The organism is Serratia bockelmannii (assembly GCF_008011855.1).
Taxonomy (GTDB): domain Bacteria; phylum Pseudomonadota; class Gammaproteobacteria; order Enterobacterales; family Enterobacteriaceae; genus Serratia; species Serratia bockelmannii.
Map to the genome: position 1 here is coordinate 1,134,894 of NZ_VOUX01000033.1, position 24,160 is coordinate 1,159,053.

General features: G+C 57.3%; 23 protein-coding genes and 1 tRNA gene. 16 read left to right on the forward strand and 8 right to left on the reverse strand.

The annotated features are described in order from the left end of the window. Positions 1–18 precede the first annotated feature (18 nt). Positions 19–1,137, reverse strand: a complete 1,119-nt coding sequence (locus FOT55_RS21880; RefSeq protein ID WP_016927040.1) for a branched-chain amino acid ABC transporter substrate-binding protein — start codon at positions 1,135–1,137, stop codon at positions 19–21. A gap of 456 nt (positions 1,138–1,593) precedes the next feature. Here FOT55_RS21880 and FOT55_RS21885 point away from each other — a divergent pair. Then, positions 1,594–1,669 (forward strand) — tRNA-Asn (locus FOT55_RS21885). Positions 1,670–1,742: 73 nt separating this feature from the next. On the opposite strand, the gene FOT55_RS21890 is transcribed toward FOT55_RS21885, so the two are convergent. The 3 genes from FOT55_RS21890 to FOT55_RS21900 form a co-directional block, all read right to left on the reverse strand. Further along, on the reverse strand, positions 1,743–2,951 hold the full coding sequence (locus FOT55_RS21890; RefSeq protein WP_043143093.1) for an aldose 1-epimerase family protein: 1,209 nt from the start codon (positions 2,949–2,951) through the stop codon (positions 1,743–1,745). Between the two features lie 424 nt (positions 2,952–3,375). Then, positions 3,376–3,678 carry a helix-turn-helix domain-containing protein gene (locus FOT55_RS21895; protein WP_016927038.1) on the reverse strand — a complete coding sequence of 101 codons (303 nt, stop codon included), beginning with the start codon at positions 3,676–3,678 and terminating at the stop codon, positions 3,376–3,378. Between the two features lie 4 nt (positions 3,679–3,682). Beyond that, entirely contained in the window at positions 3,683–4,036 is a 354-nt protein-coding gene (locus FOT55_RS21900; protein WP_025303493.1) for a type II toxin-antitoxin system RelE/ParE family toxin, read from the reverse strand. A gap of 438 nt (positions 4,037–4,474) precedes the next feature. Here FOT55_RS21900 and tcuC point away from each other — a divergent pair, with 438 nt between their 5' ends. Both tcuC and FOT55_RS21910 read left to right on the forward strand, forming a co-directional pair. Then, on the forward strand, positions 4,475–5,770 hold the full coding sequence (gene tcuC / locus FOT55_RS21905) for an MFS transporter (protein ID WP_147824011.1): 1,296 nt from the start codon (positions 4,475–4,477) through the stop codon (positions 5,768–5,770). A gap of 26 nt (positions 5,771–5,796) precedes the next feature. Then, the gene (locus FOT55_RS21910) at positions 5,797–6,603 is read left to right on the forward strand and encodes a substrate-binding domain-containing protein (protein WP_147824012.1); all 807 of its coding nucleotides are present in this window, start codon (positions 5,797–5,799) and stop codon (positions 6,601–6,603) included. On the opposite strand, the gene psrA is transcribed toward FOT55_RS21910, so the two are convergent. The 3 genes from psrA to FOT55_RS21925 form a co-directional block, all read right to left on the reverse strand. Further along, positions 6,578–7,477 (reverse strand): L-proline-binding transcription factor PsrA, encoded by a 900-nt coding sequence (gene psrA, locus FOT55_RS21915; protein ID WP_046896395.1) that lies wholly within the window; start codon positions 7,475–7,477, stop codon positions 6,578–6,580. The genes FOT55_RS21910 and psrA overlap by 26 nt on opposite strands. 103 nt (positions 7,478–7,580) lie before the next feature. Beyond that, a complete protein-coding gene (locus tag FOT55_RS21920) occupies positions 7,581–7,946 on the reverse strand; it encodes a diacylglycerol kinase (RefSeq protein WP_004935528.1) in 366 nt (121 codons plus the stop codon). 219 nt (positions 7,947–8,165) lie between these two features. Further along, on the reverse strand, positions 8,166–9,290 hold the full coding sequence (locus tag FOT55_RS21925) for an N-acetyltransferase (protein ID WP_147824013.1): 1,125 nt from the start codon (positions 9,288–9,290) through the stop codon (positions 8,166–8,168). Positions 9,291–10,028: 738 nt separating this feature from the next. Between FOT55_RS21925 and FOT55_RS21930 the strand changes: the two genes are divergently transcribed. The 4 genes from FOT55_RS21930 to spt are packed head-to-tail and all read left to right on the forward strand — an operon-like array spanning position 10,029 to position 14,130. Continuing rightward, positions 10,029–11,768 (forward strand): fatty acyl-AMP ligase, encoded by a 1,740-nt coding sequence (locus tag FOT55_RS21930; protein WP_038629655.1) that lies wholly within the window; start codon positions 10,029–10,031, stop codon positions 11,766–11,768. Then, positions 11,765–12,679 (forward strand): NAD-dependent epimerase/dehydratase family protein, encoded by a 915-nt coding sequence (locus FOT55_RS21935; protein ID WP_025303500.1) that lies wholly within the window; start codon positions 11,765–11,767, stop codon positions 12,677–12,679. Before FOT55_RS21930 ends, FOT55_RS21935 begins: the two co-directional genes overlap by 4 nt. Positions 12,680–12,710: 31 nt before the next feature. Beyond that, positions 12,711–12,971, forward strand: coding sequence for an acyl carrier protein (locus FOT55_RS21940; protein WP_015378483.1), 261 nt, complete (start codon positions 12,711–12,713; stop codon positions 12,969–12,971). Beyond that, the gene (spt, locus tag FOT55_RS21945) at positions 12,958–14,130 is read left to right on the forward strand and encodes a serine palmitoyltransferase (protein ID WP_147824014.1); all 1,173 of its coding nucleotides are present in this window, start codon (positions 12,958–12,960) and stop codon (positions 14,128–14,130) included. The genes FOT55_RS21940 and spt overlap by 14 nt, the downstream gene beginning before the upstream one ends. Positions 14,131–14,198: 68 nt before the next feature. On the opposite strand, the gene FOT55_RS21950 is transcribed toward spt, so the two are convergent. After that, positions 14,199–14,930, reverse strand: a complete 732-nt coding sequence (locus FOT55_RS21950; protein WP_025303502.1) for a nucleoside/nucleotide kinase family protein — start codon at positions 14,928–14,930, stop codon at positions 14,199–14,201. 371 nt (positions 14,931–15,301) lie between these two features. Here FOT55_RS21950 and FOT55_RS21955 point away from each other — a divergent pair, with 371 nt between their 5' ends. The 9 genes from FOT55_RS21955 (at position 15,302) to FOT55_RS21995 (ending at position 23,910) form a co-directional block, all read left to right on the forward strand. Further along, the gene (locus tag FOT55_RS21955; RefSeq protein WP_060433596.1) at positions 15,302–16,027 is read left to right on the forward strand and encodes a nucleoside/nucleotide kinase family protein; all 726 of its coding nucleotides are present in this window, start codon (positions 15,302–15,304) and stop codon (positions 16,025–16,027) included. A 30-nt stretch (positions 16,028–16,057) separates the two neighbouring features. Next, positions 16,058–16,852 carry a nucleoside/nucleotide kinase family protein gene (locus FOT55_RS21960; RefSeq protein ID WP_025303504.1) on the forward strand — a complete coding sequence of 265 codons (795 nt, stop codon included), beginning with the start codon at positions 16,058–16,060 and terminating at the stop codon, positions 16,850–16,852. A 72-nt stretch (positions 16,853–16,924) separates the two neighbouring features. Further along, positions 16,925–18,262 carry a lipopolysaccharide biosynthesis protein gene (locus FOT55_RS21965; RefSeq protein ID WP_004935553.1) on the forward strand — a complete coding sequence of 446 codons (1,338 nt, stop codon included), beginning with the start codon at positions 16,925–16,927 and terminating at the stop codon, positions 18,260–18,262. After that, complete coding sequence (locus FOT55_RS21970; RefSeq protein WP_025303505.1) at positions 18,259–19,128, forward strand: hypothetical protein; 870 nt, start codon at positions 18,259–18,261, stop codon at positions 19,126–19,128. Before FOT55_RS21965 ends, FOT55_RS21970 begins: the two co-directional genes overlap by 4 nt. A gap of 20 nt (positions 19,129–19,148) precedes the next feature. Next, complete coding sequence (locus FOT55_RS21975) at positions 19,149–19,715, forward strand: YtfJ family protein (RefSeq protein ID WP_033651912.1); 567 nt, start codon at positions 19,149–19,151, stop codon at positions 19,713–19,715. 28 nt (positions 19,716–19,743) lie between these two features. Next, entirely contained in the window at positions 19,744–20,814 is a 1,071-nt protein-coding gene (lptF, locus tag FOT55_RS21980; RefSeq protein ID WP_060433600.1) for an LPS export ABC transporter permease LptF, read from the forward strand. After that, positions 20,811–21,890 carry an LPS export ABC transporter permease LptG gene (lptG, locus tag FOT55_RS21985; RefSeq protein WP_025303508.1) on the forward strand — a complete coding sequence of 360 codons (1,080 nt, stop codon included), beginning with the start codon at positions 20,811–20,813 and terminating at the stop codon, positions 21,888–21,890. Before lptF ends, lptG begins: the two co-directional genes overlap by 4 nt. Before the next feature lie 103 nt (positions 21,891–21,993). Next, a complete protein-coding gene (locus FOT55_RS21990; protein ID WP_060433605.1) occupies positions 21,994–22,743 on the forward strand; it encodes a glycosyltransferase family 2 protein in 750 nt (249 codons plus the stop codon). Positions 22,744–23,151: 408 nt separating this feature from the next. Further along, a complete protein-coding gene (locus FOT55_RS21995) occupies positions 23,152–23,910 on the forward strand; it encodes an ankyrin repeat domain-containing protein (protein WP_187181964.1) in 759 nt (252 codons plus the stop codon). Positions 23,911–24,160 lie beyond the last annotated feature (250 nt).

The following is a 24,160-nucleotide window of genomic DNA, read 5'->3' on the forward strand; positions in this document are numbered from 1 at the left end:
ACGTCAGTATTGGGTTGTTCAAAGCTGGTGATATTTGCCCTTGTCATCCCACTGATAGACCACGTAGTCCGAGACCTTCAGGTCGCCCTTCTGATCCCAGGCTTTTTTGCCCATCACGGTGTCGACATCGTGCGACTTCAGCCATTCGGCGGCCTTGGCGCTGTCTTTGCCGCCGGTGGCGTTGAAGGCGGCGGCGATCGCCTGGATCGAGGCATAGGAGTAGAGGGTGTACCCTTCCGGTTCAAAACCGCTGGCGCGGAACTTGGCGATCACCGCCTTGCCTTCCGCGATCTGACGCGGATCGTTGCCGAAGGTCATCAGCACGCCGTTGGTGTACTGCGGCCCGCCGGCGGCGGTCACCAGCTCTTCGGTCACCACGCAGTCGCCGGAGAAGAACTTGGCGGTCACGCCCTGCTCGCGCATCTGGCGCACCAGCGGCCCGGCTTCCGGATGGCAGCCGCCGAAGTAGACCACGTCCGGCTTGACCGAGGCGATCTTGGTCACCAGCGCGTTGAAGTCTTTCTCACCGCGCGACAGCCCCTCATACAGCACTTCCTTGACCCCGCGCTTGTTCATTGCCGCCTTCGCTGCGTCCGCCAGCCCCTGGCCGTAGGTGTCTTTATCGTGGATCACCGCGATGCGTTTGGCCTTCAGGGTATCCAGCATGTAGTTGGTGGCGATCACCCCCTGCTGATCGTCGCGCCCGCACATGCGGAACATCGTCTTCATGCCGCGCTCGGTGATCTGCGGGTTGGTGGAGCCGGGGGTAATGGCGATGATGCCGGCCTCGTCATACACCTCGGAGGCGGGCATGGTGGAAGAGGAGCAGAAGTGGCCGACCACCGCCGAGACCTTGTCCTGATCCACCAGCCGGTTGGCGACCGCGACCGCCTGTTTCGGTTCGCAGGCGTCATCCCCCTGCACCAGCTTGATTTTTTCCCCTTTGATGCCGCCGGCGGCGTTGATATCCGCCGCCGCCTGCGAAGCCCCGCGCCAATACTGATCGCCGTAAGTGGCGTTCGGCCCGGAGAACGGCCCGGCGACGCCGATGACAATATCGGCCTGCGCGGAAAACGCCGTACCTAAACAACCGATGAGCAAAGCAGCGAGCGGACTTTTTATCAATTTCGATGACATTGTTATCTTCCTCAGCACTGTTGTAGCGAAACGCCCTGGGGCGCGGATCAGTCACTTTATGTGTAGACGGGGAAAATAATTTTCTTGAGAGCGCAGTCGCATTCCCCAAAAATGGGTAAGCAAAAATCCAGCCATTGTGACGACGAATACATATTGTTTGCTTATTCATCCTACATATCAGTTGCGGCGCGGCGTGTGGCGGCGTTAGCCGGGGACTGGGCAATACGGCTAACGCGAGAGGAAGTATGGGAGGGAGAACGGCCCTGCACCATCGCCGTGCAAAGGCGTGTGCAAGCGGCGTCAAAACGATTTGGGATGCAAAAATCAACGCATAGCGATGGAAAATGCCGAAAAACAGCGCAAGGTGCTCATTCCCTCAGCAAACGCACTTTTTTTGCAGTTTAGCGCTTTGACAAACCCCAGGCGCCCCGCTATTATTCGCCCCGTTCACACGATTCCTCTGTAGTTCAGTCGGTAGAACGGCGGACTGTTAATCCGTATGTCACTGGTTCGAGTCCAGTCAGAGGAGCCATATTTAGAGAAGCCCGCTTAAGGAAACTTAAGCGGGCTTTTTGCTTTAACGCTAAATGCATCGACAGGCAGCGTTACTCTTTGGCTATCGGCGCGTCATTCTCATCAATTTTTACCTTGCCCTGAATATCCGCAATCTTCTGCTCCAGATCCGCCACCTGTGCTTTGCTGTGCAGCAAGGTATAGGTCAGATCAAACTGCGCACTGGCGCCTGGCTGCAGCTGCTTAACGCGTTTTTGTTCGCGCTCGATAGTGACCGGGTAGGCATAGCTGGTGCCCGGCTCAATCCCCGTGACATACCCCTGTTTTAACGTATCGGTATTCTTCCACAGCGTCAGGACGGGCAACTGGCGGGTATCGAACTGAATCGCCACCCCTTTGTCGCCCGCGTTATTGACCAGCGCCGCCAGTGTCTGATGATTCGGATCCGATAATGGCTTAATGTTAAAGACCATTTCATCGAACCCTTTGGTTGGACCGGCATAGGTTGCCCAGGTCTTCAGCCCGGCTTTGGCATAGTCGTTAAACGGGCTGATGCTGGCCATCGGCGCCAGGAAGCGGGCGCCATTTTCCAGAATCGGTGCGCCGAAATTGCTGTGATAAATAATCTGGTAGTCATGGGGATAATCCGCCCGGTTGGTTAACACATCATGCAGGCGGAAACTGTTGCTGCCGGGCACATAGCGCAATTCGGTCAGGGTTTGCAGATCGGCTTTTTTGAATGTGCTCTCTTTGATCAGGCCGCGAACACGAATTTCATACGGCGCCGTATCCGCGACCTCAACCTCAACCCGCGAGGCCGGCGTATTGCCCGCTTTGCCGTGCAACGTGTACATTTGCCCTCCTTCGGTCACCGGATGACCGGTCCACTCATAGCCACAACGCACCATCATCTCATTGAAACCTTCCAGCCAGCCGAGCCCATTGCGGCTTTCCAGGTTGATAAAGGCGGGGTTGACCACCTCTTTGACCGGGGAATCCCATCCCATTTTCGCGCCAAATCCTTCTGCCCGCAGGAGGTTCATGCCGCGGGTGGGACTCAGCGTGATGGTCAGGCCATCCTCGCTGCGGATAATCACGACTTTGCTGCCTTCTTGCTTACCGCCGTGCAACACCTTCTGCTCAATGCTGAACGTTTTATCCTTAATCTTCAGCGCCTCACTCGAAATCTTCCAGTTTCCTTTCTCCACACCATCTTCAGCGCTGGTCAGCACCCAACTCTGCGCCGCCGCCTGCCCTGAAATCAGGGCCGAAAACACCGCCATCACCCATGTCTTTTTCATTTCCCTTCCCCTTTAGCTGAATCGATTTTTTATAAACAAGGAAAATCTACTGTTAAGCAGGTTAAAGAAATGTGATGAGCTTCACCGGGTGAGTATTTGACGAAATAGCGCGATAAAAATACGAATTTCATCGCAGTTTTAATGAAAGACGTTGAGTTTTTGCACATGAAACGAGCTACTTATCAATATAATTTGTATCGTTTCAGCTAAAAGGCAAGGAGACGGCTCCGGGCAAGCAAGACATCGCGAAGGGAGTGTGGGTGGCTTGTTTAACGCTATCCGGCCCAAACGAAAGCGCTCAGACAGCCTGCCCGTCTTGCGCCTCTTTGCTTTTACGGCCGCCTGGTTGTTTCAAAGCATCCCAGGTACGCAAAGCCCGCTCGGGGAAACCTGAGCGGGCTTTGTGCCTTTCTGCCGTTAGCGCTTACAGCACAAACTCGTAGTGAGAGCCGTCCGGCAGTTCGATGTCCAGGCGCAGTTTGCCGCCGGCCGCCTCAACATAGCGTTTAAGCGAAGACAGTTTCAGATCGCGGCCCGGTTTTTCCATCACGGCAACGGTCGGCTGCCTGATCCCCAGCGCCTGCGCCATTTCAACCTGCGTTTTCTGTACTTTTTCACGCAGCTCGGCAAGGTGAATGTTCAGCATGATGTCCGCCGCCAGCGCCTGCGCTTTGGCCACGACCTCGGGCTTTTCATCCGCAATAAGCTGTTCCAACGTTCTGCCCATCGCGTCACTCCTTCTCGTTTAATGTGTTCAGCCAGTTCGTGAATTCCCGATCGGCAACCTGGATCATCCGATCGTAAAAACGCTTTTCATTACCAGCTTTATTGCCCGCGCAAAGCACGATGCCAATACGGTACGGATCGAAAGCGAAGAATGCCCGCAACGGTTCGCCTCGGCACTGAATGCGCAACTCTTTCATATTGCTGTAACGTGAGCCTTTAACCGTATCGGCATAGGGTCTGGGCAGCCCCGGCCCCTTTTCCCGCAGGACCATCAATGCGGCAAGTACGCCGGCCCGATCGGCATCGCTGAGCGATCTGTACCAATGATCAAATGCATCCGTTGTTTTAATTTCCCACACGGGATCTCCCTAAAATATAGATCAGTAACTATATAGATGTAAAGCTATAGCAGAGAGGCGCAGGGATAACATGCAAAGGCATACGTGGATACTGCAAGGCTGAACGTACATCCACGTATTTTGCAAACGCAGTGCGAGGTATTCATCTTTTTACGTACGGTATCGAACAATCGTTCAGAGGCACGGGGCGCTTCCCCGCCGCCCCTTTATGAACCCTGTCACAAAAAGCGCATAACGTTTTCGGCGTTCTGCGCAGCGGGCAATGAGCGACAAACTTGTTAACGCCACGTTACATCGGGTTAGGCAACATTGTTAACGCCGATTGATGCGTCAAACGCATCGCGCCATGCGTTTATTGCGCTTATTTACTTTATTTTCCTGAGCGAGTCTTCAGCAACAGGCGCGGCGTCAGGCGCCAATCGCAAACTGGAGATAAAGATGCATTCCTCTTCCTCACCCATGACCATCCGGGCCAGAGCCAGCGCGATCCTGCGCGTCACCTCCGGCAACTTTCTGGAACAGTTCGACTTCTTTCTGTTCGGCTTTTACGCTACCTACATCGCACACACCTTTTTCCCGGCCAGCAGCGAATTTGCCTCGCTGATGATGACCTTCGCGGTATTCGGCGCCGGTTTTCTGATGCGCCCCATTGGCGCCATCGTGCTGGGCGCTTACATCGATAAAGTCGGCCGCCGCAAAGGGCTGATCGTGACCCTGTCGATCATGGCTACGGGCACCTTCCTGATCGTATTGATCCCCTCTTACCAGAGCATCGGGCTTTGGGCGCCGCTGCTGGTGCTGTGCGGACGCCTGTTGCAAGGCTTCTCGGCGGGCGCGGAGCTGGGCGGCGTGTCCGTCTATCTGGCCGAGATCGCCACGCCGGGCCGTAAGGGCTTCTACACCAGCTGGCAGTCCGGCAGCCAGCAGGTGGCTATCATGGTGGCGGCGGCCATGGGCTTCGCGCTCAATGCGGCGCTGGAAGAAAGCGCCATTCGCGAATGGGGCTGGCGCCTGCCTTTCCTGTTCGGCTGCCTGATCGTTCCCTTTATCTTCCTCCTGCGCCGCAAGCTGGAAGAGACGCAGGAATTTACCGCCCGACGTCACCACCTGGCGATGCGCGACGTGTTTAAAACCCTGCTGAAAAACTGGCCGGTGGTGATCGCCGGCATGCTGATGGTCGCCATGACCACCACCGCGTTTTACCTGATCACCGTCTATGCGCCGACCTTCGGCAAAAAGGTGCTGCTGCTCAGCGCCTCCGACAGCTTGCTGGTCACCTTACTGGTCGCGATTTCCAACTTCATCTGGCTGCCCATCGGCGGCGCGCTGTCGGATCGCTTCGGCCGCAAACCGGTGTTGGTCGCCATGGCGCTGCTGACCCTGGCCACCGCCTACCCGGCGCTCAGCCTGCTCGCCGCCGCCCCCAGCTTCAGCATGATGCTGGCCGTGCTGCTGTGGCTGTCCTTCATTTACGGCCTCTACAACGGCGCGATGATCCCGGCCTTGACGGAGATCATGCCAACGGAGGTGCGGGTCGCCGGCTTCTCGCTGGCCTACAGCCTGGCGACGGCGGTGTTCGGCGGCTTTACGCCGGTGGTCTCCACCGCGCTGATCGAATACACCGGCGACAAGGCTTCACCGGGTTACTGGATGAGCTTCGCCGCGCTGTGCGCCCTGCTGGCGACGCTGTATCTGTACCGCCGCATCGCCATGCCGCTGCAAACCGCACGCTAAGCCGCCATCTCAAAAGGAATCATGTCATGCAGAAACTCACTCGTTCGATCCTCACCCTGCTGGTGTGCGCCTCCTGCAGTACGGCGGCGCTGGCCAAAGACGTGACCGTGATGATCTCCGGCGGCTTCAAAGCCGCACTGGAGAAACTGGCCCCGGAATATGAAGCCCAAAGCGGCGATAAAATCATTCTGGTGTCCGGCCCCTCCATGGGCAAAACGCCGCAGGCGATCCCCGCGCGGCTGGTGCGCGGAGAGAAAGCCGATGTGCTGATCATGGTGGGCGACGCGCTCACCCAACTGGAAAAAGAGCGCTGGACCCAGCCAGGTTCGCGCGTGGAGCTGGCCGATTCGCCGATCGGAATGGTGGTCAAACAGGGCGCGCCCAAGCCGGTGGTAAAAACGGATGCCGACCTGCGCAAGGTCCTGCTGCAGGCGGACTCTTTCGCCTATTCCGACAGCGCCAGCGGCCGCTATGTCAGCGGCCAACTGTTTAAAAAGCTGGGTATCGAGGAACAGGTGAAAGGGAAAGCGCATAAGGTTGAGCGCATTCCGGTGGCCTCTGAAGTGGCGCAGGGGAAATACGCACTGGGCTTCCAGCAGGTCAGCGAATTGCTACCCGTGGCGGGCGTGACCTTTATCGGCGAGCTGCCGGAAAACGTGCAGTACATCACCCGCTTCGCGGGCGCGGTGACCGCCAAGGCGGAGCACCGCCGCGAAGGCAGAGCGCTGCTGGACTTCCTCGCCTCCTCTCAGGCGCAGCCGACCATTCGCGCGACCGGCATGCGAACCGTGCCGGCGCCGCAGCCGGTCAGGCAGAGTGATACTGTTCAGTAATCAGCTTTTCCAGCTCGGCGGCGACGAAAGACTGCATGCGGCCGCCGCGTCTGATGAGGCCTACGGTGCGTTTCACCACCGGATCAACCAGCGGCACCGACGTCAACACTGAATGCTCTGAAGCGGGCATCGACATGGCGGGCACGGCGGCAATGCCGATGCCCGCCTCAACCATGCCCAGCATGGTCGTCACATGGCGAGTTTCACACACGCTGGGGCGTTCCGGCACGAGGTGTTCCAGGCGCTGATCGAGCAGATTGCGATTGCCGGAGGTTTTATCCAGCGACACGTAATCCTGCTGATAAAACTCCCGCCAGGTGAGGCTCTTTTTACCGGCGAGCGGATGGTCGCGCCGGCAGGCGGCCACGTAGACATCCCCCACCAACGGCACAAACTCAAGATTAGGCTGCAGCCGCCCGGCGAAGCAGATGCCGAAATCGGCCTGGCCGCCGGTGACCGCCTCGATGACATTGCCTGCGCTGCCGTCGATCAGCTTAACGCGCACGCGCGGATAGCGAAGCCGGAAACGGCGTATCACGTCGGGCATGAAATAGTAGGCCGCCGATGGCACCGTGGCGACGGTGACCAGCCCCACCCGCTCCTGGCTGACCTTATCGATATCGGCCATCACCGCTTCGACGTTCATCAGTAACTGCTCCGAACGTTCGGCGAAGGCCTGCCCGTACAGCGTCAAGGTCACGCGCCGGGTGGTGCGGTCGAACAATTTGATGCCCAGCGCGTTTTCCAGCTTCTCAATCCTGCGGCTCAATGCCGACTGCGACAGGCAGATGGACTCTGCGGCCAGCCGAAAATTGCCGTACTCCACCAGCGCGCGAAACGCATAAAGATCGTTGAGATCAAAATTCACGGGCATAACGGCCAACTCTCCTTGCTGAAATGGCAGAGGACGCAAAACAACGATGATAACCGCTTATATCGCCACGGCAACCGGCTTGCTGGTTGAGCCACCAAAGCCCCTATCGCCCCAGCAGCACCATTCCCCAAATAATGATAGTCATCACCACGGCCACCAGCTGCGCTGCGCCGCCCAAATCTTTGGCGCGTTTGGATAACGGATGTAATTCCAGCGAAATGCGATCGACCACGGTTTCAATCGCCGTATTAAGCAGTTCAACCACCAATAGCAGAAAACTGCAGGTGATTAATAACAGCCGCTCTATATTTGTAATATCTAAACCAAATGTAACAACCAGTAAAATGGCGTTAATAACCAATAATTGGCGGAACGCATCTTCGGTAAGCACGGCGTCAATAAACCCGGCCCAGGAATTCCTTATGCTGTAGGTTAATCGGCTTATTCCTTTTTTCTTTTCCACAGGCATACAATCTGCTCTCGTCAAGACTGCGACAATCACTCGCGAATAAATAACGCGGCGTGAATTTATCACGAGTTTATTAATTAAGGACCTTAACTGTTCTCTTCCAGGAGGCGATGCATTCCCTCACGCGCCGTCACCCTGCCCCTGAAACGGCACCGCCCGAAAATACCCTGCCGCGGTTATTATTCTGAGAACGTGAAAAGGCGATGCGTTATCAGCCGGTTAAAGCGTTTTCTCGAACAAGCGGTAGCGCTTATAGGGAACTGCGCCGATGCGTTCTAAAATCGTCCGCATGCCGGTATTGGTTTCCAGGATCCACGACATTTCCAGCGCGTCGATATTGCGCTTCGCGAAAGGCTCGCGCAGCGCCTCAATAAGCAACAGCGCAATAATCGGCCCGATGCGGCTGAATTGATATTCCTGACGCACGCCCATCAACGGCACGCGCGCGGTGCGCACGCCGCTGACTTTCAGCCGCCACAAGAGCTTCGCCCAACCGAACGGCAATAACCGCCCCTGCAGATCGGCAATCGCTTCGTTGATGTTTGGCAGGCCGACAATAAAGGCACAGGGGGCACCATCCACCTCGGCGATATGGATCATATCGTCGGGCACCAGAAACTTCAGCTGATCCCCCATGGTGGCGAACTCATGCTCGGTGAACGGGACAAACCCCCAGTTATGCTGCCACCCGGAGTTGAACACCTCGCGCAGCACCTGCATCTCCTCGCGAAAGCGCTTGCGATTGAGGCGGCGCACGGTCACCTTTTTGCGCACCTGATCCATCATCCGGGTCAGCGACGGCGAAAAATGCAGATCGGTTCTTTTCATCCAATAGGCAAGCAAATCAATCCCTTCGCTGTAGCCCTGTTGCGATATCTGGGCCGCGTAGTAGGGTTTCGCGTGCGTCATCAGGGCGGAAGGCGGGGTATCGAACCCTTCGACCAACAGGCCGCTTTCCTGATTGATATTGAGGCTGAATGGCCCGGTGATTTTACGCGCGCCTTTCGATCTCAGCCACTCTTCCGCGACCGTGAATAAGGTGCTGAAAACGGCGGGATCGTCAACGGCGTCAATCATGCCGAAGTGGCCGGTATCCTCGCCATGCAGCTCCCGGTGCAGAGAATCGATTTGCGCCGTGATGCGCCCAACGACTTTGCCTTGTTTTTTGGCCACCCATGCCTGCCATTCAATATGGTCGGTGCCGGGATTCTTCTTTGACAGGTGCTCTTCGCGCTCGACATGCAGCGGCTCAATCCAGTTCGGATCATCGCGAAACAGTTGCGAGGGGAAAGCAATAAATTCTTTAAGTTCGCGTTTATCCAGAACTTTCTCAATACGGATCATAAATAGCCTTACGTTTTAATAAAATAATTAAATGAGCGCGCGACAACGCCTTTAGCATTTTTTATGCTGTTCTCTTTTATTGGATTGTGTATTGCCTCCGGTTCAATGATAAGAAAAACCGAATATTACCCCCTGTGAATCAGCGCATTATTGGCTCTACATTCACCCTGTGATGTCCATAATTGATAAAAAAAGGAAACAGAAAGCGGCGCAGCCAGGCTACGCTAATGGTGCTCTTTTATTATTTCGTGCTGTTATGGCAAAATAAACTCGCCGTCTTTAGTGTACCGACTTTAATCAGGAGGTGTGCCGCCATCTTTACCACTTAATGCTCTTTTTAAGATTAGCCTTAAATGAATCGTTCACTTTTGGATTTCTTGCGGCATACTGTTTAGGAAGTGTTTAAGTTCCAAGATAGCCATGCATGAGGTCATAACCTATGAGCCGACAGTTATTTCCTGCCCGACAGATGCAGACTAAAGAACGGCGAAACCCGGATATTACAATAGCCTCTCGTATATCGCCGGGGTGCCGTTCAGGCTGATAGCACGGGCTACTCGCGCTCTGACCGGTTAATAACCGGCGTGCCGCTCAAGCACGGCAATATACGCTGTTCGCGGAATGAAGATGGTTGAATAACAAACTTATTCAAAAACCTATTCATAGTAAAACATCAATTACCTCGCCAAGAGTGATTTTTCTCTTTTGGTGATTTTTAATCTATGGCTAAGTTTGTCTATGTCTGAAACAAGTTCCGTTCATTCTCTTCCTATGCGCTATGCGGACTTCCCCACTTTAGTGGACGCGTTGGATTACGCGGCGCTGGGCAATACGGGAATGAATTTTTACGACCGTCGCAATCAACTCGTGACCGTTCTCGAATATCGCACGCTGCAGCAAAAAGCGATCTCGGGCGCGCGGCGCTTATTGTCCCTGAAGCTCAAGAAAGGCGATCGCGTGGCGCTTATCGCCGAAACCAGCGCGGGATTCGTCGAAGCCTTTTTTGCGTGCCAATATGCCGGCCTGGTGGCGGTACCGTTGGCGATCCCGATGGGCGTGGGCCAGCGCGACTCCTACACCGCCAAACTGAAAGGGCTGATCGCCAGTTGCAACCCGGCGGCGATCATCAGCAGCGAAGAGTGGACACCGCTCATCGCGTCGGCCACGGAAAACACGTCGGCGATGCACATCCTCAGCGACGAGGATTTTAACGCCTTGCCGGAGCCGGAGATCGCGTTGCCCGCGCCTTCGCCCGACGATATCGCCTACCTCCAATACACCTCGGGCAGCACCCGCTTTCCGCGCGGCGTGATCATTACCCAGCGGGCGGCCATGGCGAACCTGAACGCGATCAGCCGCGACGGGATCAAGCTGCGTGCGGGCGATCGCTGCGTTTCATGGCTGCCCTTCTATCACGACATGGGCCTGGTCGGTTTCCTGCTGACGCCGGTAGCGACCCAGCTGTCCGTCGATTATCTGCGCACGCAAGATTTCGCCATGCGCCCGATGCAGTGGCTGAAACTGATCGCCAAGAATCGCGGCACGGTGTCCGTCGCCCCGCCGTTCGGCTACGATCTGTGTCTACGCCGCAGCAACGCCAAAGAGCTGGCCGATCTGGATCTTTCCAGCTGGCGGGTTGCCGGCGTAGGCGCCGAGCCGATCCCGGCCGAGCTGCTCGGCCAGTTTGGCGAACACTTCAGCAGCATCAACTTCGACAGCAAAGCCTTCATGCCGTGTTACGGCCTGGCCGAGAACACCCTGGCGGTGAGCTTTTCCGATCCTTGCTCCGGCCCGCAAACCAACGCGGTCGACCGCGATATTTTGGAGTACGAGGGTAAAGCGGTCGCGCCGGGCAAAAAAACCCGCGCCGTCTCGACCTTCGTCAACTGCGGCCGTGCGCTGCCCGGCCACCGCATCGAGATCCGCAGCGAAACCGGGCAACCGCTGCCGGAGCGCCAGGTCGGCCATATCACGATTTCCGGCCCCAGCCTGATGAACGGCTATTTCTGCGACGATGAATCTCAGAAGCAAATTCAGGTGACCGGGTGGATGGATACCGGTGATCTGGGCTACCTGCTGGACGGCTATCTGTACGTCACCGGCCGCAAGAAGGACTTGATCATCATTCGCGGCCGCAATATCTGGCCACAGGATATCGAGTACGTCGCGGAATCCGAACCGGAAATCCGTTCCGGCGATGCGATTGCCTTCGTGACTGAAGAACACGACGAAGCGGCCAGGATCATTTTGCAAATCCAGTGCCGAGTCAGTTCGGAAGAACGCCGGGAACAAATCGTGCATTCGCTGAGCGCGCGCATTCAAAGCGAGTTCGGCATTGCGGTGGACATCGAGCTGCTGCCGCCGCACAGCATTCCCCGCACGTCATCGGGCAAACCCGCCCGTGCGGAGGCCAAAAAACGCTGGCTGAGCGCTTCGCTCTATCCGCAAATGCCGCAGCTGGCCGGTTTCGCGCAATGAGCGGCACCGTCGCAGTGACGGGCGCGACCGGCTTTATCGGTCGGCATATCGTCCAGGAACTGCTGGCGCAAGGGTTTAACGTGCGCGCCCTGACGCGGCAAGCCGGAAAAGCCGCTGCGGACAACCTGCAGTGGATCCCCGGCGCGCTGGAAGATCGGCCCTCGCTCACCGAGCTGGTGCGCGGCGCAGAATACGTCGTGCATTGTGCGGGCCAGGTGCGCGGGCATGCGGAAGCGGTGTTCACCCGCTGCAACGTCACCGGCAGCCTGAACCTGATGCAGGCGGCCAGGCAAAACGGTCGCTGCAATCGTTTCTTGTTCATGTCGTCGCTGGCGGCCCGCCATCCGGCGCTGTCCTGGTACGCCCATTCAAAACAGGCCGCCGAGCAGCAACTCATCGCCGCCTCCGGCGATATCGCGCTGGGGATTTTCCGCCCAACGGCGGTTTACGGGCCGGGCGATAAAGAGCTGAAACCGCTGTTCAACGGCCTGCTGCGCGGCGTACTGCCCCGGCTGGGCGCGCCTGAGGCCAAGCTCACTTTTCTGCACGTGAGCGATTTGGCAAAGGCGGTCAGCCAATGGGTGCAGGCCGAACCCGCGCAGCCGAATATTTACGAACTGTGCGACGGCGTGGCCGAAGGCTATAACTGGCTGCGCCTGCGCGACATCGGCGCCGCCGTGCGTCACGGGCCGGTGCGTCTGGTGAGCATTCCGCTGCCGCTGCTGAAAGCCCTGGCGGATATCAGCGTGGTGTGGAACCGCCTGGTCAAACAAGAGCCGATGCTGACGCGCAGCAAAATACGCGAATTAACGCATCACGACTGGTCCGCCAGTAATCACGCGCTGTCGCAACAGATTAATTGGTTTCCACAGGTAAGTTTGGAGCGCGCACTGCGCGAAGGGCTGTTTTAATTATTCCAATTAGAGGTGTGTCAACGTTCTTATGCTAAATCGCGATGCTGTAATGGATTATATCCTGACGTGTTTGCAAGGTATCGTCGAAGGCGGAGTGGAAATAAAACCTGATAGCGATCTCGTCAATGATCTTGGCCTGGAATCCATCAGAGTCTTGGATCTGCTGATGATGCTGGAAGATGAATTAGATATCTCCATTCCTATCAATATATTGCTTGATGTCAGAACGCCTGAGCAACTGCTTGACGCGCTGCGCCCTTATCTGGAGAAAAACCATGGGACTGTATGATAAGTTTGCGCGGCTCGCCAATGACCGTGAGCAATTTCAAACGTCCGGTCTGAATCCGTTCGGCACCTGCATCGACGAAGTCTATTCCGCCACCCAGGGGCGCATCGGCGATCAAAAGATTGTCCTCGCCGGCACCAATAATTACCTTGGCCTGACGTTCGATGCGCAGGCGATCGTCGCCGGCCAGGCGGCCCTGGCCGCGCTCGGCACCGGCACCACCGGCTCGCGCATGGCGAACGGCAGTTACGGATCGCACCTGACGCTGGAACGGGAGCTGGCGGAATTCTTCGATCGCCCCAGCGCCATCGTGTTCTCCACCGGCTATACCGCCAACCTGGGCGTCATCAGCACCCTGGCGGGACCGGGCGCCGTGGTGTTGATCGACGCGGACAGCCACGCGAGCATTTACGACGCCTGCGCCCTCGGCGGCGCGGAGATTATTCGCTTCCGCCACAATGACGCCGCCGATCTGGAGCGCCGCATGGTGCGCCTGGGCGAACGCGCCCGCGAGGCGATCATTATCGTGGAAGGCATCTACAGCATGCTGGGCGACGTCGCCCCGCTGGTGGAAATCGTCGATATCAAGCGGCGGCTCGGCGGCTATCTGCTGGTCGACGAAGCGCACTCCTTCGGCGTGATGGGCGAGCGCGGCCGCGGCCTGGCCGAAGCGCTCGGCGTCGAGCAAGACGTGGATATTATCCTGGGCACCTTCAGCAAAAGCCTGGCTTCAATCGGCGGTTTCGCCGTCGGCGGCAAAGGGATGGACGTGCTGCGCTACAGCAGCCGGCCGTATATCTTTACCGCTTCGCCGTCGCCGTCCAGCATCGCATCGGTGCGCACGGCGCTGCAAAAAATCGCGCGCCATCCCGAGCTGCGGGAAAAGCTGTGGAGCAACGCGCACCGTCTGTACCACGGCCTCGCCGAACTGGGGTATACCCTGGGGCCGCGCATCAGCCCGGTGGTGCCGGTGATGATCGGTTCAAAAGAAGAAGGATTGCGTTTCTGGCGCGAGCTGATCGCCCACGGGGTGTATGTAAACCTGGTGCTGCCACCGGCCGCGCCGGCGGGCGTCACCCTGTTGCGCTGCAGCGTCAATGCCGCGCACAGTGATGAAGAGATAGACGCCATCGTGCGCGCCTTTGCGGCGCTGAAAAAATAAAGCCTTCCCTCTCGGCCGCGGCGGCGGTGCCAAAATGGTATCGCCGCCCTGCCGAATCGCTGCGCACCTCAGTGCGCAGCCGTTGATACCCCATCAGCCGAATAGCGATAACCCTGCGCCGCCATAAATTCCCCGATGGCTTTTTCCGCCGCCGAAAGCACCTCCTCGATCGGCCGATCGGCATCGAGATCCACGATGTCGGCGCCTTCGAACGTCAATAAAGGCGTGACGGCGATCTTCTTCTCCAACGCCGCTTTGCGGTGATCGGGTTTACGCGCGCAGGCCACGTCCAGACTGACATTCAGCTTGAGTACCAGATCCGGTTTTTGCCCCGCCATCCATTGGAACGCCGCCCGCTCGCGCGCCGCCAGCCAACGGACAAAACGGCTCCCTTCCACGTCGACGGGAAAAACCGTACCGTCGTAAGCGCCGGGGATTTGCGCCTGCGGAAAACGGTCGGTCAACACGATGAACCCTTGCCGACGGTACGCCAGCATGCGGCGGAAACGCAGCAGCCGCCGCCCCACGAAAGCGATGATCACCGCCGACGGCAACAGGCCGATGCGGGATTTTTTCGTTTTGACTTTTTTGGTATTACTCTCGATAGCCTTGCCCACCGAGCGCCCGAGCAGCGGCAATTTCGCCGCCGCGCGGCCGACGTTGCCCGCCTGTTTGCCCAGATGCACTTGCACCGCCGGGCCATAATGTTTCATATACGCGATCAGATGTTCACAAACGGTGGACTTACCCGATCCGTCGCTGCCGATAACCGCAATCAGCGGCGGAAATTTTGCACTCATAATAAGACTCTCTTTCAATACACCAGAAACGGCGTGCCATATTTGAAGCGACCTGTCGCTTATCATTGCCGTGGCGGCTACGTGAAAAAATTTACCGTAGCGCGGCGCCAAAAAGCACAAAATATTAAGCGAAAATTGAAAACCTCTGCTCTTTTTTCACCGTGAGCCCTACCGGAAATTAACATAAAAAGCGAAACCGGCGCGCGCACGAACAATTAGCACAAAATAACAAGAACGGACGCCATAAATATCAATTCAAATAGCGAACAAGAATACCAATCTCATTATTTTATCGCAGCAAAGCACAATAAATATCTTGAACCCAAGGCGTATTGGAATACAATAGTTTTTTTCGCATTGGATCAATTATTGTGAGTCAGCAGATAAGACCTTCATCTGATCGCTCGCCCGTGCGCGTAATAGCGATAACCGGCTGTGACGGCTCGGGAAAATCCACGTTAGCTGCCAGCCTGGTCAACGCGTTATCGGCACAAGAACCTGCCGAACTGCTGTATCTCGGCCAGTCTTCCGGGCGCATCGGCGAATGGATCAGTTCGCTGCCGATTATTGGCGCGCCCTTCGGGCGTTATTTGCTGAAGAAATCGCAGCGCGTGCATGAGCGCCCTTCCACACCGCCGGATAATGCCACGGCGCTGGTAATTTTTTTACTCTCCTATTGGCGCGTTTATAAATTCCGTCGCATGCTGAAGAAAAGCCGCAGCGGCGCATTGCTGATCACCGATCGTTATCCGCAGGCCGAAGTGGCGGGGTTTCGTTTCGATGGCCCGCAGCTGGCGAAAACCGCCGGCGGCAATCGCTGGATCCGCTGGCTGAGAAAGCGCGAACAAAAGCTGTACCAATGGATGGCGTCTTATCAGCCCTTATTATTAATTCGGCTGGATATTGACGAACAAACGGCCTATTCACGTAAACCCGATCACTCGCTGGCGGCGTTGCGTGAAAAGATCGCCGTCATCCCGCACCTGACGTTTAATGGCGCTAACATATTGGATTTAGACGGCCGCGAGCCGGCTAACCGTATTTTCGATGCCTCACTGCGCGCCGTTAAAATATCGCTGAGGGCCGCCAATGCCTAGCAGCCAAATAACCTTTTCGTACCGAAACAGATGAAAAAAAATAAACTCACCGCCGAACAGGATACCTCTCCCACCTGCATTACCGGGCTGATTGCCGTGGTGGGCAGCGACGGCACGGGCAAGTCCACGCTGACCGCCGATCTGGTGAAAAACCTGCAGCAACATCGCCCCACGGAGCGCCGCTATTTGGGGCTGATCTCCGGCGAAGACGGCGACAAAATCAAGAAGTTGCCGTTCATCGGCGTGTGGTTGGAACGGCGCCTCGCGGCCAAATCCGATAAAACCCAGCGCATGAGCAACAGGCCGCCGGCGCTGTGGGCGGCGCTGATCATGTACGGCTTTTCGCTGTGGCGCGCCGCCAACCTGCGCAAGGTGCGACGGCTGGCGCAGAGCGGCGTGCTGGTGGTCAGCGATCGCTACCCGCAGGCGGAAATTTCAGGTTTTTACTACGATGGGCCCGGCATCGGCGTGGAACGCGCAAAAGGCTGGCTATTGAGCCGCCTGGCGGCGCGCGAACGCCGTTTATATCAACACATGGCCGTCTATCGGCCGGCGCTGATCATTCGCCTTGATATCGACGTCGATACGGCATTTTCCCGCAAGCCCGATCACAGCTATGAAGAGCTGAAAGACAAGATAGCCGCCATGGTGCGCCTGCAGTACAACGGTGCGCGCATCATCGAGCTGGACGCCAGAGCCCCTTACGACGAGGTGCTGAGCAACGCGCTCAACGCCATTTCCGCCGTAGTGAATCCCGCGAAGCGCCCACAGAGCGATATCGGGCAACCCGGCGAAAACGCCGGCGAAGAAACTCAGGTTTATTAAACGCATACAGGGCAAGCGCATGACGGCGGAAAAAAAAATGCAGCAAAACAACGATAACGGCTGGTTTTGGTTATGAAACGGTGGTTTTCCGATGGCGCGTTTCGCTCCATTTTACGTAATGCCGCCTATTTAGGCTCCGGCAGCGTCGCCAGCGCGCTGCTCGGCCTGCTGGCGCTCTCCTGCGCCGGGAAAGGCATGTCGCCTGAAATGTTCGGCGTGCTGGTGGTGATCCAGGCCTACACCAAAGCGGTCAGCGATTTCATCAAATTCCAGACCTGGCAGTTTGTGGTGCAATTCGGCACCCCGGCGCTGGAGCATCAAAATACCGGGCGCTTCCGCGACGTCGTCGCCTTCTCCTTTGGCCTGGATATCGCCAGCGGCGTCATCGCCGTGCTGGGCGGCATGATCATGCTGCCGTTCTTGTCTCACGCCCTGGGGCTGGACAGCGAAAGCTTCTGGCTCGCCATGCTGTACTGCACCCTGATCCCGTCGATGACCTCGTCCACGCCGACCGGCGTGCTGCGCGCCTTCAACCGCTTCGATCTCATCGCCATCCAGCAGGCGATCAAGCCGTTCCTGCAGGCGGTGGGCAGCGTCATCTCCTATTATTTCGATCTGGGGTTCCCCGGCTTTATCGTCACCTGGTACGCCTCTAACCTGATCGGCGGCACGCTGTTTTGGTGGTTCACCGCGCGCGAACTGCGCCGCCGCGATATCCACGGCGCGCTGAGGCCACGCCTGTTCAACGTCGCGCGCCGCATCGAGGGCGCCTGGAACTTCGTCTGGACCACCAACATCGCCCATACCATCTGGGCCGCGCGCAACTCCTGCACCACCGTGCTGGTGGGCGTGGTGCTCGGGCCGGCCGCCGCCGGGCTGTTCAAGATCGCCATGACCTTCTTCGATGCGACGGGCACCCCGGCCAAGCTGCTGGAAAAAAGCTTCTATCCCGAGATCATGCGCCTGGATCCGCGCACCAAGACCCCGTGGCTGTTGGGCCTGCGCTCCTCGCTGCTGGCCGGCGGCATCGGCCTGGCCGTCGCGGTGTTGATGTTGCTGGTGGGCAAACCGCTCATTTCCGCGGTCTTCGGGCAGCAATACCTGGAAGCCTATGACCTGATTCAAATCATGCTGGGCGCGATCATCGTCTCCATGATGGGCTTCCCGCAGGAATCCTTACTGTTTATGGCAGGCAAGCAGCGCGCTTTCCTGATCGCGCAGGCGACGGCCTCGGCGGCCTACATTGCGCTGCTGGTGTCGATGGCGTATGCCTTCGGCGTGCAGGGCGCCGCCTTCGCTTATTTACTGGGGCAATGTTTAGACGTGCTGTTATCCCTGATACCGACGATCGGCGCCTACCGCAATCGCTTTATGTTGGGGCTGAATGTGCCCAAAGAGAGTAATCAATGACCGCTATCACGAATTGGAAGAAGTTCTCCGCCGAAACCACCCAGGCGCTGTTTGTCGCGGTGGAAGAGGATGACCTGGTCGAGGCGAATATCAGCCTGCCGCAGCAGATCGATCTGGAATGCTCCCCCGAGAGCATTCGGGACAACTACGCGCTGTGCCTGCAGTTTTGGGAAGACGGTTTTTCCCGCCGCGAGCTGCTGCAATTGGTGAACGGTTTCCTGCAAGACCCGCAGTTGGCGGCGGCTACCCGCATGCGCTACAAATATATCCGCGCCCGCTACAAGCACCTGCGCTTCGCCCAGCAGCTGTACGGCGCCCCCCACCGCGCCAACCGCCTGTTCCACACCACCACCGTGGTACTCGGCCATTTTCAGGACGCGTTTCGCAACGGCAACCAGAAGAACCTCACGCTGTACGGCAACCTGCTGCGGCTGCTGCTCAGCAAGCCGGTGTGGTCATACGTGCGTTATGCGCTGCGCCACACCCGCCTGGAAAGCGCACAGGGCTTTATCACCTACCGCCAGGAGCAGATGCGCCAGTTGCAAACGCTGATCGCTGGCCCGGCGCTGACCGGGCATCAGTTCCATGACGTGCGCAAAATCGTCAGCCGCCAGGTCTCGTTTTACGACACGCTGAGATCGATCGATCCCGACAACCGCGAAGCCCGGCAGATCTCGCGCTTCCTGGCGGCGATTAACGGCCTGATGGGTGACCGGCATGACGTGATGGTGGCGGACAAGCTGGCCGGCGGCGATATCTATGATCGGCCGGCGATCCTGGATATCGACATCCGCCAGCGCCTGGAGCTGCTGCTGGCGCGTTTTCCGCTGTCGTTTTCCCCGTCGGCCGTCGCGGCCGGCAGATAAGCGCGTTGCCCGTAGCCATGATGACGTTACCTCGCTTGCTGGCCCTTGCGCTGCTGCTGTCGCCGCTGGCGGCGCCGGCGCATAACTTCGTGCAGGGCCGGCCGGTGGCGCCGATCGCCATCGCCGATCGCGGCGAGCTGCTGCTGCGCAACGGCGATTTCAGTTACCGGCCGTGGAACAGCGCAAAACTGGCGGGCAAGGTGCGGGTGATCCAGTACATCGCCGGGCGCACCTCCGCCAAAAAGAAGAACTCGCTGCTGATCAACGCCGTCAAGGACGCGAACCTGCCGGGCGATCGCTTCCAGCCGACCACCATCGTCAACACCGACGACGCGATACCGGGCTCCGGCTTCTTCGTGCGCGGCAAGATCGAGAAAAACAAGCGCCATTATCCCTGGGCGCAGTTCATCGTCGACAGCGACGGGCTGGGGCGCATGGCCTGGCGGCTGCCGGAGGAGAGCTCCACCATCGTAGTGCTGGATAAGGCCGGGCGCGTGCAGTGGGCGAAGGACGGCGCACTCACCCCGCAGGAAGTTGACCAGGTGATCGCCCTGCTGCGCGCGCTGATCGCGCAGGAGACGCCATGAAGCGCACGCCGCCGGGAGCCGATGACGCATGCCTTTGATTGAACGCTATATCACGGTTGAGATCCGCCGCCTGGTGATGATGATCGCCGGGTTTCTGATCTTCATGTTCGCCAGCTACTCCGCCCAGCGCTACCTGACCGACGCCGCCAACGGCACGCTGGCGCTGCGGGTGGTGGCCGACGTGGTTTTCTATAAATCGCTGATCGCGCTGGAGATGATATTGCCCGTCGCGCTGTATGTCTCGGTGGCGGTGGCGCTGAGCCAGATGTACAGCGATGCTGAGATCACCGCCATGCTGGCCGCCGGCGCCAGCCCGCTGCGTCTGTACAAGGCGGTGCTGCTGCTCGCCGTGCCGCTGGCGATAGCGGTCACGCTGCTGTCGCTGTATGGCAGACCCTGGGCGTACGCCAATATTTATCAACTGCAACAACAGTCGCAATCGGTGCTGGACGTGAGCCACCTGCAGGCCGACAAATTCAACGTCAGCGGCAACGGCCGCATGATCCTCGCCAATCACGTCGACAAAACGGCCAACCACCTGACGGACGCCCTGATTTATGTGCGCGGCGGCCATCACACCAACCTGTATCGCGCGCAGTCGGTGGAGGTGCTCGACGCCTCCCCCGCCAGCCCCGCCGTGCGGCTGAAAACCGGCACCGCCTATGTGCTTGATCGTGAGGGCGCCGACGACAACGGGCAGAACTACGACAACTTTGATATCGCGCTTAAACCGTTCGTGCCCAGCGCCGAAAGCCGGCACAAGTCGGCCTCGCCGGCGGAGCTGGCGCGTTCCGCCGATCCGGGCGACGCCGCCGAACTGCAATGGCGCGAGAGCCGCGGGCTGACCACCGTGCTGATGGTGCTGCTTGCGATCCCCTTTAGCCGCATCAAGCCGCGACAGGGGCGCTACGCCGCGCTGTTGCCCCTGACGGTGCTGTTTACCGTGATTTTCTATGGCGGCAACATTTGCCGCACGCTGGTGGCCAACGGCTCTCTGCCACCGATCCCCGGCGTTTGGCTGGTGCCGATAGCGATGGCTGTCGGCATCGCCCTGCTGCTGGCGCGCGACTTATCACTGCTGCGGAAACCCTCCCGATGACCATTTTTAGCCGCTACCTAATGCGCAACGTGTTCATCGGCTTCGCCGCCGCGGCCGGGTTGCTCATCCCGCTGTTCACCACCTTTACGCTGATCAACGAGCTGGAGGACGTCACTCCGGGCGGCTACCGCTGGCAGCAGGCGCTGCTGGTGACCGTGATGACCCTGCCGCGCAGCCTGGTCGATCTGGGGCCGTTTATCGCGCTGCTCGGCGGCATCGTCGGGCTGGGGCAGCTGTCTAAAACCCTGGAGCTGACGGCGATCCGCTCCGCCGGGATGTCGATATTCCGCATCGCGCTGGTGATGCTCGCCGCCGGGCTGCTGATGAACCTCTCGCTCGGCGCCCTCGATGAATGGGCCGCTTCGCCGCTGCAGCAACGCGCGCTGCAGATAAAGAACAACGCGCTGGCGCAGTCGAACGATAACGACGTCACCGTTAACCCGCTGTGGGCGCGGCGCGGCAACGAGTTTGTGACGGTCAAAACCGTCGATGAGAACGACCAGCCCCACGGCATTGAGATCTTCCGCTATCAGGCCAACCACGCGCTGGAATCTTACATTTACGCCGACAGCGCCAGCACCGCCGCCGACGGCAGCTGGCTGCTGCACAACGTGATGCAAAAAAGCTGGCAAGGCAGAAAGGAGACGATTCAGCGGCAAGACAGCCTGCTCTGGCGCTCGCTGTTCGCCGTGCCGAGCCTGAAAGAGCTGACCCTGCCGGCCGGCAGCTTCTCGCTCCAACAGCTGGATCGCTATATCGATTACCTGCAGGGCTCGGGGCAACCCAGCACCGAATACCGCCTGGCGCTGTGGAAAAAACTCGGCCAGCCCCTGCTGGTGCTGGCGATGATTTTGCTGGCCATCCCGTTTACCTTCACCGCCCCGCGCGCGCCCGGCATGGGCAGCCGATTAGCGCTCGGCGTCATCATCGGGCTGCTGACCTACATCGCTTACCAGATCGTCCTCAATCTGGGGTTGCTGTTCGCCCTCAACGCGCCCTTCACCGCCCTCGCCCCGCCGCTTTTACTCCTGGCATTGTCGCTGGCGCTGGTTTATCGGTTTGATCGGCGGGGTTAGGCATTTTCCGAGGTTGATAAGGGATAAGAAGAGAATCGCAATTTCCATTCCAGAGAAAACATTACGCGCTCACCTGCTCAGCGATTTTTAAGGATGTTAGTTAATGGCAAAGATAGCTGTTTGTATACTGACTTTTAACTCCTCTCGTTTATTACACGAGGTGCTTTCTCCACTCATGGGCATTGCGGATGAGTGGATTGTGGTGGACTCCGGAAGTACAGATAAAACGCTGTCTATTTGCCAAAGCTTTGGCATAAACCCTATTTACCATCGTTTCGAAACGCATGGACGACAAATGAACTTTGCGATTTCTCAATCTCACCATGATTGGGTACTGTGCCTGGACAGCGACGAAATCCTTGATGCCGAAACCATAGCGTCCATTTTAACATTCAAATCGCAGGCAAACCCGCCACCACAGCAAGCCTATAGAATAAAAAGGAATTGGTTTGTACTCGGACAGCCAGTCAGAACGATTTATCCCATCTCCTCACCGGACTACCCCGTTCGACTGTTCAATAGAACACAGGTCAGGTTCAATGATGCTCCGGTAGATGATGCCGCTGAAGGCTATATTCACACGTCGGTCATTCCCGGCAATGTTAAGCACGATACTTTTTATTCTCTCCATGAAATACTCAATAAGCTCAATAGCTATACGACAAGGGTAGTCAAATACAGAGACATCAGGCCCTCGATATTTCGTGGCGTCGTAAGCGCGATCGGCGCGTTTTTCAAATGGTACGTACTGAGCGGCGCATGGAAAGAAGGCAAAGTCGGCGCCGTCACTGGGTTTTATGCCGTGGCCTACAGTTTCCTAAAGTATTTTAAATCCTGGTATGGCAAAGATTGATAGCGTTAAGGACAGATAGAGACACACATCCCGGCCGCTACTGATCCTGGCATTGGTTTATCGATTTGAGTGGCGGAGTCCCTCCCCCTTTAGCGGCCTTTGGAAAACAAGAACTTTCCGGTTAATAGTTGGCCGGCTTTACAAATCAGCTTGAGCCGTTATTATCCCTTATTTGGTGTCCTATGCGCCGTTAGCTACCGCTGACTGCCGTTCGATAACAGGCCCCTCGGGGTTCCATCGAGTGCAAGGAGTGCGAGCGCCCGCCTGAACAGGCCAAGACGCAGCAAGCAAAGGAAGAGACACACTATGTTTTCCAGTTTGAAACTGCTGTATATCGCCGATGATATTATTTCACCTGATGATTGAAGATCAGAAAGACGAGGATATCACCACTATCAGGGAGAGAATATGAGAAAATTGATAATGGCAATGGCGTTACTGTTTACTGTTCTCATGATGCAAGGATGCAAAAAAAACATGGAATATGAACCACAGGATTTTTTTGAAAGCCGTCAACTGGACATCGCACAGCTGATTTATGATGGCGATGAAGTGAAACTGAAAGAGAAACTTCCCTCTGTCAGCAAGGAAGAACTGAATCGACCGGTTAAGGCAGACATGACCCTGCTGTTTTGGTCGGTGCTAAACTCAATCTATGATAAAAACACGCCAGAAAGGCTGAAAATAATAACCGACTTGGTAAAAACTGGCGCAGACCCGCTGCAACCCAGACCAGAAGGAGGTAGCAGCCCAGCGGAATTCGTCATGAAAGCCGACAAGGGGATTTGGGTCAAAGCCATGCTCGACGGCGGTTTACCGCCAAACGCAAAAGATAAGGTATTCAATGAGCCCATTATATTCCAAACAATCAAAGCTAAAAACACTGAAACGTTAAAGGTAATGCTAGATTATGGCGCGGATATAAATATCAGAGACTCCTTGCAACAAACCTTATTAATGGATGCTTTTTTTAGCTCAGCCTTTGAGCACATGGCCCTACTGCTCAATCGGGGTGCGAATCCTAACCCAGTAAATATAAACAATCTTTCGCTGTTAACAGCAGTGAATCGGCAAATAAAAGACAGCCAAGATGGCTCAGAATACAATGAACAGTGTAAGAAAATACTCGAGCTCATGCTTTTGAAAGGGGCAAAGGAAACGCAGTAATTTCATCAACGCAGATCTGACAGCTGCCGGTTATTTATACAGAGCTGTCAGATTACACCTGGCATAAATTCCCTTAGCCCAGATACGTTTTCCGCAAAGTAACGTTTCTATTAGCGTCGGGCCACAACATCCACCATCTGGGCTGCCCCCACAACTGCAGACAAATTCTGTCCTCATGACGGGGCCTGTTCAAAGGCCTCCGGACATGAGCCTGTAATCGCCATTCATAAGATGACCACCTTTTTCAATA